This is a genomic window from Shewanella sp. MF05913, from assembly GCF_059758095.1.
Genome location: NZ_JCAYNT010000006.1, coordinates 58,805 through 75,669 on the forward strand (window position 1 = coordinate 58,805; position 16,865 = coordinate 75,669).

Annotated in this window: 13 protein-coding genes; 10 read left to right on the top strand and 3 right to left on the bottom strand. The window is 43.7% G+C overall.

Annotated features, from left to right (window positions below):
* Window positions 1-355 precede the first annotated feature (355 nt).
* Window positions 356-976 (bottom strand): DUF2238 domain-containing protein, encoded by a 621-nt coding sequence (locus tag AC19MV_RS09750; RefSeq protein WP_498307289.1) that lies wholly within the window; start codon window positions 974-976, stop codon window positions 356-358.
* Between the two features lie 201 nt (window positions 977-1,177).
* Between AC19MV_RS09750 and serA the strand changes: the two genes are divergently transcribed.
* The 9 genes from serA to AC19MV_RS09795 all read left to right on the top strand — a co-directional run bounded on the left by serA (window position 1,178) and on the right by AC19MV_RS09795 (window position 13,044).
* Window positions 1,178-2,407, top strand: coding sequence for a phosphoglycerate dehydrogenase (gene serA / locus AC19MV_RS09755; protein WP_498307291.1), 1,230 nt, complete (start codon window positions 1,178-1,180; stop codon window positions 2,405-2,407).
* Window positions 2,408-2,569: 162 nt separating this feature from the next.
* Window positions 2,570-3,532: a tRNA-modifying protein YgfZ gene (gene ygfZ / locus AC19MV_RS09760; RefSeq protein ID WP_498307293.1), complete on the top strand. Its 963-nt coding sequence runs from the start codon at window positions 2,570-2,572 to the stop codon at window positions 3,530-3,532.
* A 169-nt stretch (window positions 3,533-3,701) separates the two neighbouring features.
* The gene (locus AC19MV_RS09765) at window positions 3,702-4,406 is read left to right on the top strand and encodes an ABC transporter ATP-binding protein (RefSeq protein WP_498307295.1); all 705 of its coding nucleotides are present in this window, start codon (window positions 3,702-3,704) and stop codon (window positions 4,404-4,406) included.
* Window positions 4,407-4,410: 4 nt separating this feature from the next.
* The gene (locus AC19MV_RS09770) at window positions 4,411-6,963 is read left to right on the top strand and encodes an ABC transporter permease (RefSeq protein ID WP_498307297.1); all 2,553 of its coding nucleotides are present in this window, start codon (window positions 4,411-4,413) and stop codon (window positions 6,961-6,963) included.
* Complete coding sequence (locus tag AC19MV_RS09775; RefSeq protein WP_498307299.1) at window positions 6,960-8,114, top strand: lipocalin-like domain-containing protein; 1,155 nt, start codon at window positions 6,960-6,962, stop codon at window positions 8,112-8,114. Before AC19MV_RS09770 ends, AC19MV_RS09775 begins: the two co-directional genes overlap by 4 nt.
* A 344-nt stretch (window positions 8,115-8,458) precedes the next feature.
* Window positions 8,459-10,942 (top strand): nitrate reductase catalytic subunit NapA, encoded by a 2,484-nt coding sequence (gene napA, locus AC19MV_RS09780; protein WP_498307300.1) that lies wholly within the window; start codon window positions 8,459-8,461, stop codon window positions 10,940-10,942.
* 34 nt (window positions 10,943-10,976) lie between these two features.
* A complete protein-coding gene (gene napG, locus AC19MV_RS09785) occupies window positions 10,977-11,711 on the top strand; it encodes a ferredoxin-type protein NapG (protein WP_498307302.1) in 735 nt (244 codons plus the stop codon).
* On the top strand, window positions 11,708-12,622 hold the full coding sequence (gene napH, locus AC19MV_RS09790; protein WP_498307303.1) for a quinol dehydrogenase ferredoxin subunit NapH: 915 nt from the start codon (window positions 11,708-11,710) through the stop codon (window positions 12,620-12,622). The genes napG and napH overlap by 4 nt, the downstream gene beginning before the upstream one ends.
* Window positions 12,619-13,044 (top strand): nitrate reductase cytochrome c-type subunit, encoded by a 426-nt coding sequence (locus tag AC19MV_RS09795; protein WP_498307305.1) that lies wholly within the window; start codon window positions 12,619-12,621, stop codon window positions 13,042-13,044. The genes napH and AC19MV_RS09795 overlap by 4 nt, the downstream gene beginning before the upstream one ends.
* A 98-nt stretch (window positions 13,045-13,142) precedes the next feature.
* On the opposite strand, the gene AC19MV_RS09800 is transcribed toward AC19MV_RS09795, so the two are convergent.
* The gene (locus tag AC19MV_RS09800; RefSeq protein WP_432402925.1) at window positions 13,143-13,295 is read right to left on the bottom strand and encodes a hypothetical protein; all 153 of its coding nucleotides are present in this window, start codon (window positions 13,293-13,295) and stop codon (window positions 13,143-13,145) included.
* A gap of 93 nt (window positions 13,296-13,388) precedes the next feature.
* Between AC19MV_RS09800 and AC19MV_RS09805 the strand changes: the two genes are divergently transcribed.
* Window positions 13,389-14,294: a LysR family transcriptional regulator gene (locus tag AC19MV_RS09805; protein ID WP_498297983.1), complete on the top strand. Its 906-nt coding sequence runs from the start codon at window positions 13,389-13,391 to the stop codon at window positions 14,292-14,294.
* A 68-nt stretch (window positions 14,295-14,362) separates the two neighbouring features.
* On the opposite strand, the gene fusA is transcribed toward AC19MV_RS09805, so the two are convergent.
* Window positions 14,363-16,456, bottom strand: a complete 2,094-nt coding sequence (gene fusA, locus AC19MV_RS09810; protein WP_498307307.1) for an elongation factor G — start codon at window positions 16,454-16,456, stop codon at window positions 14,363-14,365.
* Window positions 16,457-16,865: the final 409 nt, after the last annotated feature.

Here is a 16,865-nt window from a genome sequence, read left to right on the forward strand (position 1 = left end):
CATTCTATACGTAAAAGAAACGCATTGACTAGCATTAAGACTTAGGAAAGCAAACAATCTGTTTTACATTTAATACTTTAGAGCAATAACACTAAAATCATCATCACAACAGATTAGTGACCTCTAGCAACTCTATACGCTTGGTTAGGTTGGCAATACAGGCAGAAGCTCAATGGCTAAGCCTCTTGTGTTATACACTAATAATAGCTAATTTTTGTTAGTACAAAGGACTATTATGTCAACCTAAAGTATTAATAGTTCGTTAGACTGACATTCGTTACCGTTTTACACTACCAAAAGCTAACAATAGCAGCGGTTATGTCGTAATAACATCAACCGCCTTGCGACAGTTCGCTCAATTTACGGGCTGGCTTTGCGCCATAATGTGCTTTATTTGTTTATTGTGCACTGGCGTCAACACTAACAACGCAACAATGCCACCGATTAAGGCTAAAAACATATCGGACTGGGTGTCCCACACATAACCTTGAGTGCCTAAAAACGCCTCGGCATTTTCGCCTGTTGCCGCGGCAACCCACCACTCAATCAGTTCATAAAAAGCCGAAAATGCCAGTACGAAACACACCGCTAAAAATTGGCACCAGGCACCAATTTGCATCACCTGCTTACGAATAAATATCTCACGCGCCAAAATAACCGGAATAAAGCCTTGGGCAAAGTGCCCCACTTTATCGTAGTTGTTACGCTCGCTCCCCATGACCTGCGCTAGCCAGTCAAACCAAGGGACTTCTGCATAAGTGAATCTTGCGCCAACCAGTAATACACAACAATGAACTAAAATAAGCCAATAAGCTAAAGACGTTAGCGGAAAACGTTTACGACTAAAAAAGAGTATAGGTAAGGCAATTAAGGCGGGGATGGCTTCTAGCCACCATGTAAACATATCTTTGGGGTCGCTCACCGACCACAACAATACCAACAGGTAAATCGCTATCCATATTACGCGCATTTTCATCCTAATTTCCTCATCTGCGATATTGTTCTAAATTTAAAATATTACTTTAGCCATCTAGCCCTCCACAAGCCATAAAAAAAGTGCTACTTTGGGATGGCGTTGGAAGTCCGCATTTATATCACAACTATAAGTACATGCATTAACACTAATAGTCTATGTATTAGCATAAGCACCATTTAATGATGAGAGGGTACCCATATCATGGCGAAACACTCGCTTGACAAGGATAAAATTAAAATCCTGCTGTTGGAAGGCGTCCACCAAACTGCGGTTGATGTACTGGAACGTGCAGGTTATACCAATATTGAATATCACAAAGCCTCACTCGGCGAAGAGGCGTTACTCGCCTCCATTAAAGATGCTCACTTTGTTGGATTGCGTTCGCGCACTCAACTCACTGCAGAAGTGTTACACCATGCAGAAAAGCTAGTCGCTATTGGCTGTTTTTGTATCGGCACTAACCAGGTGGACTTATCTACCGCTGAACAACTGGGTATCCCGGTTTTCAACGCACCGTTTTCCAATACGCGTAGCGTAGCCGAATTAGTCATTGGCGAAATTATTATGCTAATGCGTGGCATTCCACAACGTAATGCTATTTCACACCGTGGTGGTTGGTTAAAGAGCGCCAACGGCAGTGTTGAAGTACGCGGTAAAACCTTAGGTGTGATTGGTTACGGTCATATTGGTACGCAGCTGGGCATTTTGGCTGAAACCTTAGGCATGAGAGTGATTTTCTTTGATATCGAAGATAAATTGCCACTGGGTAACGCGTCACAAATTCATTCAATGGACGAATTACTCGCCCAAGCCGATGTTGTGAGCTTACACGTACCTGAAACGCCTCAAACCAAGAATATGTTTGCTAAAGCTGAGTTTGCCAAAATGCGTCAAGGCAGCTTCTTTATCAACGCATCTCGCGGCACTGTGGTAGAAATTGACGATCTCGCGCAAGCGTTAACTTCAGAGTATTTAGCCGGTGCAGCGATTGACGTATTCCCTGTTGAACCAAAATCAAATGACGATGAATTTGTGTCGCCATTACGTGGTTTAGACAATGTGTTACTGACACCGCATATTGGTGGTAGTACCGCTGAAGCACAAGAAAACATTGGTATTGAAGTCGCGGGTAAGTTAGTTAAATACTCAGATAACGGTTCAACCTTGTCTGCAGTTAACTTCCCTGAAGTGTCTCTTGCACAACACCGTGGTACCTCGCGCTTATTGCATATTCACCAAAACCGTCCTGGCGTGTTGATTAAAATCAACCAGGCGTTTTCTGAAAAAGGCATCAACATTGCTGCTCAGTACTTACAAACCACCGCTGAAATCGGTTACGTGGTAATGGAAGTCGACTCAGATCAAGCTGAAGAAGCCTTAGTTGAACTTAAATCAATTGAAGGCACGATTCGTGCTCGCGTATTGTTTTAATCAGCTCATAACTCATTCGTGAATGGCTAACTGCCCATAAAAGCTACCTTGCCCACAAGGTAGCTTTTTTTTATTAGCTTTAAACCTCTGCCCTCTGTTGAGTATGATATTAATCCGTTACACTTCAACACATATCGTCTTATTCTTTCGTTAGGGATCGTTATGACCATTTCAGCAAGCCAACCCGATTGGGATTTCATTGCCACCTCTCCAGCATTAATGTTATCGCGTTTGTCTCACATGGGATTAATCGAAGTCACTGGAGAACAAGGTCGCAGCTTTATTCATGGCCAGGTGACAACCGACATTACTTCGTTAACCGCTGATCAATGGAAATGGGGCGCTCACTGCGATCCTAAAGGTAAAATGTTAGCCAGTTTCCGTACATTTGCCATTGCAGACAGCTTGTTTATGTTAATGCCGACATCGACTCTTGAACTTGATTTACCGCAACTCAAAAAATACGCGGTATTCAGTAAAGCTGAGCTCGCCGATGTCAGCAACCAATATCAAATGATTGGCGTGGCAGGCAGCGAAGCACAGGTATTTATAACGCAACAATTTGGCGATATCACTGCGGCTTTAACCATAGTAGACGGCGGTGCGGTACTGCGTGATGGCGAGCGTTTCATTGTGATTATTACTGATGAAAAAGCGGCTGCGTTAATCAATGCATCACAACAAACATTAGTGGATGCTAGCGCGTGGCAGGCATTAGAAATCAAAGCAGGTTACCCTAATATTGATGCAAGCCATTCAGGCCAATACGTTGCACAAATGTGTAACTTACAAGCCATTGATGGCATCAGCTTTAACAAAGGCTGCTACATGGGCCAAGAAACTATCGCCAGAATGAAATATCGCGGTGGCAACAAACGCGCTCTGTACATATTGTCAGGCACCACCAGCCAAACCATTAATACTGACACCCAATTAGAAATCGCCTTAGAAGATGGTTTCCGCCGTGGGGGCAATATTATTGAGTGTGTTCAACAAGGCGATAAAGTCCTTCTTACTGCCGTATTGCCCAACGATACCGAAAATAATGCGCAGCTGCGTATCGCTGACGATGAAAGCTCGCAATTGACCATTATTGAATTACCTTATTCATTAGTCGATGCTTAATTAAATCAGAGAGTTAATTATTAAAGCGAACCCTAGGTTCGCTTTTTTATTTTTGAACACTCACGCAATATTTGACGTATATTGTTGTTATTATGATTACGTTAACAAGCTGTCACTATGGTGATGTTAATGTGACAGTTTGATTTAACTCATTCGTTATGGAGCGACTATGACCAGCATTGTCACCTTAGACAACATCAGCAAAGGATTTCGCGATGGTGAGTCATTCCATTGTGTGTTGCAGCAGGTCAGCTTAACATTAGAGCAAGGGCAAACGATTGCCCTCACTGGCCCAAGTGGCAGTGGTAAAAGCACGTTATTGAACATTATTGGTGGCTTTGAAACTATCGATAGCGGCGACATGCTCATTAGTCAAAACAACAGGATGTGCTCGGTAAACCAATGGCAAGACAAGCAATGGAGCCAATACCGACGTCAATCTCTTGGGGTGATATTTCAGCAATTTAACTTACTTACGCCTCTTAATGTTCGCGACAACATTCAATTTTCATTGGCATTAAATCAATTAAGTTGGAGCCCATGGTGTGATGAATTATGTCATCAACTGGGACTCACACCACTGTTAGACCGTAGTGTAGAAAACCTCTCTGGTGGACAACAACAACGAGTCGCTATTGCACGTGCTTTAGCCCATAAACCGCAACTAATCTTAGCCGACGAACCCACCGGCAACCTTGACCAACACGCGGGCATGCAGGTTATGCAATTACTCACCGAGCTCGCACAACAGGCTAATTGCTGTATTTTAATGGTTACTCACAGTGAAGAATGTGCACAATTTATGCAGCATCGCTGGCACGTTGAAAACCAGCAAATTGTCGTCAACCCTATCGATAATAAGCTGCAGGGGTAAGCCCATGACGTCCCAGTCGTCTGCCACCAGCCGTTTAATACTATGCCTACGCTTATTTGCTAGCCATTATCGCCATGCGCCATTACAAGCCAGCGCGATTTTACTCGGCATAATGTTGGCAGTGACGTTACTGATTGGAGTATACGCCACCAACGAAAATGCCAAGCAAAGTTATGGCAATGTGTCAGAACTGCTTAGCAAACAAGCCCGTTTATCCATTAGCCACCTCACACAAGACAGTATTGATGAATCGATTTATTTTACGCTAGCCAATGCTGGCTTTGACACGATTGCAAGTATTGAAGGCATAGCAACAGATGAGCAAGGCAGATTATGGCGAGTCAATAGTAGCGATATTATTGCCGCAATAAGCAGCGGCATAGCCCAAGATGAGCAAGCAAACACATCAGTGGCCTCAGCTAATATTCCCCTTGCCGAATTATTGTCGGGCCAAGCTAAAGTGTTAATGTCTGCCAGCCAGCGCGATCGCATCAGCAAGGTGACCAATCAATCGCAAAGCATTACGCTAAATAATATGCCTTTAGACATCATTACGATTGATGATCAGTGGGGATTAGGCTCTGCCCTACTCGCCGATATTTCACTCGCGCAACCATTGCTCAATATGCAAGGAAAGCTGAGTTATATTGCCGTATTTAGCGCCGATAAAACAGAAACCGATAACCAGCTTATTGCCCGCCTCAATCAAACACTGACTCAAGCAGGGTTCGACACCACTACACTGCACTTTTCAACCAAAACCAGCGAAGGTGAATCACTCAACGCTTTAACGGCAAGTTTTCATTTAAACCTTGATGCCATGAGCATGCTCGCGTTTGTTGTCGGTTTATTTATTGCCTATAACGGCGTGCGTTACAGCTTAATGAAACGTCAAAAATTGTTAGTGCAAATTATGCAACAAGGACTCGATCGCCGCAGCGTGATGCTAGCCCTAAGTATTGAAATTATTACCTTGGTTTTTATTGGCTGTGTATTAGGCTTTATTGTGGGTTTGCAACTGTCACAATGGTTGCAGCCTATGGTAGCGCTTACGTTAGAGCAGTTATACGGCGCAAAATTATTACCCGGGAATTGGCAGTGGCAGTGGTTTGCCCAAGCACTCATTCTGACGTTATCGGCCGCGTTTGCAGCCTGCATTCCAATGCTCATCAGCTTGATAAATACACCGCTTGCGCAAGGAGCGCAAAAACAACCGCAAAATAAACAATTTAATATCATCCACCGACGCCAGTTTATCATCGCGGTTTTGTTGTTATTGCTGTGTACCGTGGCTTTCGCCTTTACTGAACAATATCGTCATAGTCTGGTATTATTAGGTATGTTGGTGGTGGCCATTCCATTGCTGCTGCCGCAATGCCTACATTGGGTAGTGAATTTACTCACGCCAGCCATGCCTAAAGGTTTATGGCAATATGTGATTGCCGAAACCAAAGAGATTATCGCACCGCTTGCCCTCGCCATGATGGCCATTTTACTGGCGTTGTGTGCCAATATCGCCATGAATACTTTAGTGGGTAGTTTTGAAATTACCTTAAAAAAATGGCTCGATGCACGCCTGCATGCTGATTTGTATATTCGGCCTAATCCGAATCAAATCGATACATTGATTTTACTATTAGCTAACGATCCAAAGGTTGATGCGGTATATGAGCAATGGACCGTTGACAGCAATCTAAATCGTGCCGAAACACCGCAAACACTCATCCCTATTAACCTGGTGAGTCGCGACCATATATCGTTAACTGACACCACAGTATTCAAGACAACCGCTGATGACTTTTGGCCGACGTTTACTGCAGGTCATAGCATCATGATAAGTGAGCCCTTATCGATAAAATATCATCTCGACATTGGCGATAAGGTTCAACTATCGCAATTACAGCAACATACATTAACCATAGGCGCGATTTATTACGATTATGGTAATCCTAAAGGTGAAGTCATTATTAGCCAGCCATTATGGCAACAATCACCTTTGCCGGCTAAGCCCATCAGTTTGGCTGTCACTTACCAAGGTGAACTCACCACATTGCAAAATAGCATTAGCCAAAAACTTAACTTATCGTCTGCTTATATGTACAGCCAGCAACGGATTAAAACCGAAGCCATTACCATATTTAACAAAACCTTCTCGATTACTGTCGTGCTCAATAGCTTAACGTTAATGGTTGCCGCGATTGGTTTATTCAGTGCCTGCGTAATGCTAACCCAAGCCAGACAAGCACCGCTAGCACGCTTGTATGCACTCGGTGTTAGTCGTAACCAGTTGCGGATGATGGTGATAGTACAAATGCTGTTTATCGTATTGTTAACCTGTTTAGTTGCCTTGCCAACAGGCGCATTGTTGGGCTATCTGCTGATCCATAAAGTGACTTTACAAGCTTTTGGCTGGAGTATCGCAATGGTTTGGGACTGGGCAGCCTATGTGCAAGTTGTCGTCATTGCGGTAGTGAGCTGCTTATTGGCAGTAAGCTTACCTTTATACTGGCAAACCCGAAAACCTCTGATTTCAAGCTTGCAACAGGAAGCGCTATGATCTCTGTTACTGATAACAAAATACGCAGCTTAAGTTTGGCCGCGATAGGTTTGAGCACTATTGGTTTGTCGCTATTTTTATCAGCTTGCGCGCCTGAGCAAGACACAAACCACAAAGCCACCACTATTAGCACCATGTCAACACAGTCATCTACGGGCTACAAAGAGGTTGTTCAAGGTAAAAGCTTACAGTTTCCGCAGGACCATTCTGCCCATAACGACTTTAAAATTGAATGGTGGTATTTAACAGCCAATTTAACAACAGCGAAAGGTGAAAATGTTGGGGTGCAATGGACTCAATTTCGGATTGGTATGACGCCACCATCAGCGAATAAAGCAGAAAATAGTCACGACTGGAAGACGAATCAACTCTATATGGCGCATGCTGCGATAACCTCTAAAGATGAGCACCTTATTGCCGAAAAGTGGTCTCGGGGACATCCAAAATTAGCCAGTGTTAACCCGTCGCCCTTTGAAGTTCGTCTGCAAAATTGGCAATGGTTAAGCCAATCTGATGATTTGTTCCCAGCTCAGCTAACGGTAAACAACGATACCTTTAATTATCAACTGCAACTGAGTAGTCAACAGCCATTACAATTACAGGGCGATAATGGCTATAGCAGTAAAAGTGCCGACCAAGCTGTAGCATCTTATTACTACAGCCAACCTTTTATTGACGTGACCGGTGAGATTACACGCCACGGTGTCACCGAAACAGTTAGCGGTAAAGCATGGTTAGATCGTGAATGGAGCTCGCAATTTCTCACTAAAGCTCAACAAGGGTGGGACTGGTTTTCGTTGCGACTCAATGACAACTCAACCTTAATGGCATTTAGATTGCGCGGCGAAACAGAACAAGACCATTTCTTCAGCGCCAGGCGTATGTATGCCGATGGTAGCGGCCGAAATATTAATAGTCGCGACAACCCAAATGATATTGATATGCAACCTACACAGTGGCAACAAACAGCCCTGGGTAACCACCCTATTGCTTGGCGCATCCGAATTAACAGTGAGGCAATAGATGTAACCACTCAAGCCGTTAATCCCAATAGCGACATGCAGGTATCAACCTCTTATTGGGAAGGACCCATTAATATCCAAGGGAGTCATCAAGGCCAAGGTTACATGGAGCTTACAGGGTATCGTTAACTGCTTCACTAACAAGCCTACCTATAAAGAGCTCTTCACCTGCCATTCTAGGATACTTAAGTGTCCACAAAAGCCGCACTGAAAAGATAACCTGCATTTCAATCAAAGCTAAAACCTACATCTCAGATAACACCAGCTTTACAAGCGATTGCTAAAACAGGATCTGCCTAATTGTTAAAATGAGATTTACATCACGCGAAAAAATGTGACCTTGAACAACTATTAACCACTATACCCATTCAGAGGTATACCCATACCAATAGTAAGGTCTAGACTTATTTTCATCACGTCACCTCCAATGACTATCACGCACCAAGAACAACATTCTAAGAGTGAGGAACACCATGAGCATAAGCCGTCGCGAGTTTTTAAAAGCCAACGCCGCTGCCGCAGCAGCGTCGGCTGTGGGTATCGCTATTCCAATTAATATGGTTCACGCCGCAGAAGGCAAAACTGACATTACATGGGATAAAGCCCCGTGCCGTTTCTGTGGTGTTGGCTGTAGCGTATTGGTTGGAACTAAAAATGGCAAAGTGATTGCCACTAAAGGCGATCCAGAAAGCCCAGTCAATAAAGGCCTAAATTGTATTAAAGGCTACTTTTTATCAAAAATCATGTACGGCAAAGACCGCCTTACCTCGCCATTACTCAGAATGAAAGATGGCAAATACGATAAAGAAGGCGACTTTACCCCTGTTAGCTGGGATGTCGCATTCGACACCATGGCTGAAAAATGGAAAGCCAGTATTGCTAAAAAAGGCCCAACCTCTGTCGGAATGTTCGGTTCTGGTCAATGGACAATTTGGGAAGGTTACGCTGCGTCTAAACTTCACAAAGCAGGCTTCTTAACTAACAACATCGACCCTAATGCGCGTCACTGTATGGCATCTGCTGTAGGTGGCTTTATGCGTACTTTCGGTATCGATGAGCCTATGGGCTGCTATGACGATATTGAAGCTGGCGACAACTTTGTGCTTTGGGGCGCTAACATGGCAGAAATGCACCCTATTTTATGGGCTCGCTTAACTGACCGTCGCTTAAGCCACAAAGATGCAAAAGTGCATGTGTTATCGACCTACGAAAATCGCAGCTTCGATTTAGCCGACAACCCAATGATTTTTAAACCACAAACTGACCTTGTGATTTTAAACTTTATTGCTAATTACATTATTCAAAACAATGCAGTGAACAAAGACTTTGTGAGTAAACACACTAACTTTGCCCTTGGTGTCACCGACATTGGTTATGGTTTACGCCCTGAACACCCATTAGAAAAGAATGCGAAAAACCCAGGTGATGGTGGTGCTAAACCGATTAGTTTTGAAGAGTATGCCAAATTTGTCAGTACTTATACTGTTGAATATGCATCAGAAATGAGTGGTGTTCCGGTTGAAAACCTTATCACTATGGCCAAAGTCTATGCCGACCCGAAACAAAAAGTCATGAGTTTGTGGACCATGGGTATCAACCAACATACTCGTGGTGTATGGGCAAATAACATGCTGTACAACATCCACTTATTGACCGGAAAAATTGCCACGCCTGGCAACAGTCCATTCTCGCTTACTGGCCAACCATCTGCTTGTGGCACCGCGCGTGAAGTAGGAACATTCTCTCACCGTTTACCTGCCGATATGGTAGTTAATAACGACAAACACCGTGAAATCACTGAAAAGCTGTGGAAAGTACCTGCTGGCACTATTCCAGCAAAACCTGGGTATCACGCGGTATTGCAAAGCAGAATGTTGAAAGATGGCAAATTGAATTGTTACTGGACCATGTGTACCAACAACATGCAAGCCGGTCCTAATATCAACGATGAGATTTACCCAGGTTTCCGTAACCCAGAAAACTTTATTGTTGTGTCTGACCCATACCCAACCGTTACCGCAATGGCAGCTGATTTAATTTTACCTACCGCGATGTGGGTTGAAAAAGAAGGCGCATATGGTAATGCTGAACGCCGCACCCATTTTTGGCATCAACAAGTTAAGCCACCAGAAGGCGCGACTTCAGATTTATGGCAGTTAGTTGAATTCTCAAAACGCTTTAAAGTGTCAGAAGTATGGCCTGCAGAGTTAATAGCCAAGCAACCAGATGTGGCAGATAAAACCTTATTCGACATATTGTTTGCTAACGGTGAAATCAACAAATTCCCGAAAGAGCAATGCAAAGGTGCCTATAACGATGAAAGTGAGCACTTTGGCTTCTATCTACAAAAAGGGATTTTCGAAGAATACGCCCAGTTTGGTCGCGGCCATGCCCACGATTTAGACGCCTTTGACAACTACCATGAAAACCGTGGTAAGCGCTGGCCCGTCATTGATGGTAAAGAAACCTTGCGTCGCTTTGTTGAAGGTAGCGATCCGTATGTTAAAGCAGGCGAAGGCTTCAACTTCTACGGTAAACCAGACGGAAGAGCGGTTATTTTTGCTCTGCCTTATGAGCCAGCAGCAGAAGAGCCAAACAAAGAATATGACCTATGGATGTCAACGGGTCGAGTACTTGAACATTGGCACACAGGCTCAATGACCGCTCGTGTACCTGAATTACAACGCGCATATTCTGATGCTCAAATCTTTATGCACCCAGAAGACGCTAAAGTACGTGGTTTGCAACGCGGTGACGAAGTTGTCGTGGCGTCACCTCGCGGCGAAGTCAAAACGCGTGTTGAAACCAAAGGCCGTAATAAACCACCTAGAGGCGTCGTCTTTATGCCGTTTTTCGATGCGCGCCAATTAGTTAACAAGCTATTACTTGATGCGACCGATCCGCTGTCAAAAGAGACAGATTTCAAGAAGTGTCCTGTAAAAGTCATGAAAGCTTAATCAATACTCTAGTGCATAAACGGAAAGTCATGTTATGAGCAAAGCCAATAGCAAATTAGCAAGCGTCAACGGTGTTAACCGCAGACAATTTCTTGCCACAACGGCAAAAGCCAGTTGTGTAATGGGCATGGTCGGTTTGGGATTAACTACGGTTGCTACCCAGTCCCGACAACTTGACCCATTTGCTATTCGCCCGCCAGGCGCATTGGCAGAAGACGACTTTCTATCAGCATGTGTCCGCTGCGGCCTGTGTGTAGAGGCTTGCCCCTACGACACCCTTAAACTGGCTCGCTGGTTTGAAGGCGCGGCAACGGGTACACCGTTCTTTACTGCGCGTGACATTGCCTGCGAAATGTGTGATGACATTCCATGTGTTAAAGCCTGCCCAAGTGGGTCGCTTGATCACAAACTGGAAAATGTCGACGACGCAAAAATGGGCATCGCAGTACTGATAGATGAGAAAAACTGTCTTAACTATAGAGGTTTACGCTGTGATGTTTGTTACCGGGTTTGCCCGCTAATCGATAAAGCCATCACACTAGAACTGCAACGTAATGAAAAAAGCGGCCACCATGCCATGTTTTTACCCACTATAAACCCAGATTTATGTACGGGATGTGGTAAATGCGAACATGCATGCGTGACAGAACTCGCAGTGATAAAAGTATTACCAAGCCATATCGCAATGGGCAAATCGGCAGCTCATGACACTTACCAACACACAGAAGAAACCACACTTGAGATGTTAAATAAGGGGTTGTCACTATGAGCAGCAAACATAGCTCAACCTCTAAATCAGCTACACGCTTTGCGAGTGCTGCGGTTGAAGAATTAGGATGGTGGCGATCACATCGTTTTCTTATTCTTCGCAGACTGTCGCAATTAAGCGTATTGAGCTTATTTGCCATTGGCCCTTTTTTGGGACTGTGGCTTTTTAAGGGAAACCTCTCAAGCAGTTTATTTCTGGACACTGTCCCATTAAGTGATCCCTTAGCCACATTGCAAGTGCTTATGAGTGGCCATTGGCCTGAATTAAGCTTATTACTAGGAGCCATCATCGTTGTTGGCCTCTACGCTCTATTAGGCGGAAGAGTATTTTGCAGTTGGGTATGTCCAGTGAATATCATCACCGATTTGGCAAGTTGGGTTAGGCGAACATTATCATTGCCTCGCACCAGCGAAATACCGCAAAACCTGCGCTATTACATGCTAACACTTGTGTTGATATTGCCTATTTTCACCGGTTTTACTGTGTGGGAATGGTTAAACCCAGTACCTGTTGTCTACCGCGCGCTATTATTTGGTGCAAGCAGTGGATTGTGGATATTGGTCGTGATTTTTTTGCTCGACACCTTTGTGGTTGAACGAGCTTGGTGTAGCCACTTGTGTCCAACAGGGGCATTATTTTCACTAATAGGTAAAGTGAGTCCGGTAAAAGTTGCCGCAGTGCGTGCCGAGGCATGCAACAACTGTATGGATTGTTTTACTGTTTGCCCTGAGCGTCAGGTATTAAAACCTGTCCTCAAAAAAGGCAGTACCCAAGCGCTTATACTCGACAGTGATTGTACCTTGTGTGGCCGTTGTATTGATGTTTGTGCACCGCGCGTATTCCAATATGAAAACCGATTTAATTCAAAATATTCGAACAGAATTCCTCTTAAGGTGGAGAGCCCGTTATGAAAAAATTAATCACTTTAGCTGCGATAATGCTAGCGATTAGCGCTTACTCAGGTCAACAAGCACATGCTAATCCTGAGCCAGTAAAATTGTCATCACTCGCAGGTGAGTCACAAATTACCGATGTTCGTCCCGCAGATGCTATGCCTGTTTATCCAAATCGTGGTAAGTCGATTGAACGTACTTTTGTGCATCAACCGCCAATTATTCCGCATAAAGCAACCTACTCAATCAGCACTGATAAAAATGGTTGTTTAAGCTGCCACAGTTGGGATAAAGCGAAGCGTATGAAGGCGACACCCGTTGATACATCGCACGTACTGGATGACAAAGGCACCGTAAAAGGCATGTATTATTTTTGCGATCAGTGCCATGTACCACAAGCTGAAAATAAACAGCAACTGGTCGAAAACACCTTTAACTAGTCAACTTCCCTCCCCCCGATGATGACGTGTGCCGCTTGCATTGCAAGCGGCTTTTTTATTGTTATGATTTATTTAACAATACCCATAAAAAACCCAGCTTATGCTGGGTTAATGGTTTGCGGTGCTTGTTGTGCGGCTTGTGAATTGGGCTCTGCTGCCGTTTGTGATGCATTTGAAGATTGCACTTCATTCACTTCTGGCATTGCTGCTTGCCACAATGCGCCAACCCATAAACTCGAAATTGATTTCATGACTGTTACTCCGTTATGTTAACAAGTTCAAAGTAATCGTTTACGGTTTATCAGTAAAATGAATAATCACCTTAACCTAGATTCCATTTAAGCATGAATATACCAATCAAGACCTTACGCTGTTTTCTCACGATAGTAGAAACCGAAAACTTCACCAGAGCAGCGCAACAATGTTTTATGACTCAACCCACATTGAGCAAAGTGGTGCAGCGCTTAGAAGATAGCCTCGGTGAACAATTGCTTATTCGTAATAATCAAAAGGTGGAGTTAACCCCAGCCGGGCGTCTATTTGCTCAAAGTGCACAAGAGATATTAGGTCATTGGCATCGCTTACAAGAGGATATGAGTAATTTACGCGGCCTTAAATCGGGACAATTGCGACTAGGGGTTTGCCCTATGATGAGCAGTCTAATTATTGGATTATTAACCCGTTATCGCCAACAATACCCTGGTATAGAATTACAGATGTACGAATATGGCGGTTTTGGTTGTGAGCAAGCCTTGATCAACAATAGCCTTGATATCGCCTTCACTGCACTTCCTACAACCCACAAAACTGAGTTGTCGAGCCAACTACTGACGAAGTACCCTTTACTTGCCTGCCTTCCGGTAGGGCATCCATTAGCAGATAAAGCAGAAATTAAGTGGCACGACTTTGCGTCATATCCATTTATTTTATACAACGAAGATTTCTCGTTGGCCAAATTAATTAATCGCCTCAGCCGCAAAGCTGGTGTGCAACTCAATATCGCTTTTAGGAGTGGTCAATGGGATTTTATCGCCGCAATGGTTGAGGCCAATATGGGTGTAGCGATATTACCCGAACCGATTTGTCAACGCTTAACGGCCAGTCAATTAGTGTTCAAACCAATGCAACCTGCAATGACTTGGGATCTCGCCTTAATATGGCGTCAAAACCTTCCGCTTACACCACCTGCACAAGCGTTACTATCGCTCAGTACACCAAATACAGCTAACCCTGAAAATCCTTTGCTATGAAGCGCTAAATCGCAGGCATAAAAAAACCGCTGCCTAAGCAACGGTTTTTATCAGCGGGAAGTTAAGAATTACTTCTTAGCTTCAGCAGCCTTACGCTCTTTAACTTGAGCAACTACTTTTTCAGATACGCTGTTAGGACATTGTGAGTAGTGAGCAAATTCCATAGAGAATTGGCCACGACCTGAAGTCATAGTACGTAGTGAACCGATGTAACCGAACATTTCTGATAACGGTACGTCAGCTTTAATACGAACACCAGTCATACCCGCGTTTTGATCTTTGATCATACCGCGACGACGGTTAAGGTCACCAATTACGTCACCAACGTTGTCATCTGGGCTGAACACGTCAACGTTCATAATAGGCTCAAGAAGTTGTGGTTTAGCTTTAGCGATAGATTGACGGAACGCGCCTTTAGCAGCGATTTCGAACGCGATTGCTGAAGAGTCAACTGCGTGGAATGCACCATCAGTTAATTCAAATTCAACGTCTAACACTGGGAAACCAGCGATAGTACCGGTGTTCATCATGCTACCAAAACCTTTCTGAACCGCAGGCCAGAATTCTTTTGGAACGTTACCACCAACAACAGAAGACTTAAACACAAAACCTGTGTTTGCAGCACCTGGACGGATTTTATAGTCGATCTTACCGAACTGACCTGAACCACCAGACTGTTTCTTATGCGTGTAGCTATCTTCAACTTCTGCTGTGATAGTTTCACGGTAAGCAACTTGTGGCTCACCAACGATTAGTTCAACACCGTAAGTACGCTTAAGGATGTCTACTTTAATGTCTAAGTGAAGTTCACCCATACCTTTAAGGATGGTTTCACCAGAATCGATGTCTGTTTCAACACGGAAAGATGGATCTTCTGCAATCATTTTACCGATAGCGATACCCATTTTCTCACTGCCGCCTTTATCTTTTGGCGCTACAGAGATAGAAATTACTGGCTCAGGGAATACCATGGCTTCTAGAGTACATGGGTGCTTAGGATCACAAAGAGTGTGACCAGTTTGCACGTTCTTCATACCAACGATAGCGATAATATCACCAGCCTGAGCTGATTCAATTTCGATACGTTCGTTAGCATACATTTCAACCATACGGCCGATACGCTCTGTTTTACCAGTGAATGAGTTAAGGATGGTGTCACCCTTCTTCAAACGGCCTGAGTAAACACGTACGAATGTTAATGCACCAAAACGGTCATCCATAATCTTGAATGCTAATGCTTTAAACGGAGCATCTACATCAACGATTGCGAACTCGCCATTTTCGTTACCTTCTTCGTCAGTTAGCGGTTGTGGATCAACTTCAACTGGATCAGGTAAGTAATCAACAACGGCATCAAGCAATAACTGCATACCTTTGTTTTTGAATGCGCTACCACAATATGTTGGGAACACAGCCATTGTACGAGTACCAGCACGGATACAACGCTTAACATCTTCAATAGATGGTTGAACGCCTTCCATGTAAGCTTCTAATAGGTCATCGTCTTGCTCAAGAGCAGTTTCGATTAGCATTTCACGGTATTCTTCAACGATGTCAACCATGTCAGCTGGCACGTCTTTAATTTCGAAGTTTTCTGGTAAACCAGAATCATCCCAAATGTGCGCTTTACGAGTTAGTAGGTCAACAACACCACAGAACTCGTCTTCGATACCGATTGGTAGAACCATAACCAATGGGTTAGCCGCTAAAACGTCTTTAGTTTGCTTAACAACACGTAAGAAGTCAGCACCCATACGGTCTAACTTGTTTACGAAGATGATACGCGAAACTTCTGAATCGTTAGCATAACGCCAGTTGGTTTCAGATTGTGGCTCAACGCCGCCTGAACCACAGAATACGCCGATACCGCCGTCAAGCACTTTAAGCGAACGATATACTTCTACTGTGAAGTCAACGTGGCCTGGGGTGTCGATAACGTTAAAACGGTGATCATTCCAGAAACAGCTTACTGCTGCAGACTGAATGGTAATACCGCGCTCAGCTTCCTGTTCCATGAAGTCTGTGGTTGATTCACCATCATGTACTTCACCGATCTTGTGGATCTTACCGGTTAGCTTAAGGATACGCTCGGTGGTCGTGGTTTTACCCGCGTCAACGTGAGCGAAGATACCAATGTTTCTGTATTTGGATAATTCGGTCATGATTCAACTTTAATGATTAGTTTAAGAAGTAGACGGAGCATGCGAAAAAGAACCGACACACCGCACATCAGGTTATTAAGGCGCATATTGTAAATTGGAACCTTGCTGGGCGCAAATGGCTGGTGCAATATTTATTTGTTTTTAGTTAAAAAAACCCTAAAAAATACAAGTTATTTTCTATAAAACAATAGATTAAAAAATAATAGATTATTTTTTAATCTATTGAAGATTTAACCTAAAAAAACCGAAATAAACCATTATCAATGAAAAAGGACTTCAATAAGCTCATTTTGCGTAAATGAGCACTCAGATATGGTCTACAAAGAACAGTGATTCATATGCTCGATGCTAATGAATGACTTGCTGATATTGAGAATTTACCGGCTTAAATAATTGGCCATGTAATGTC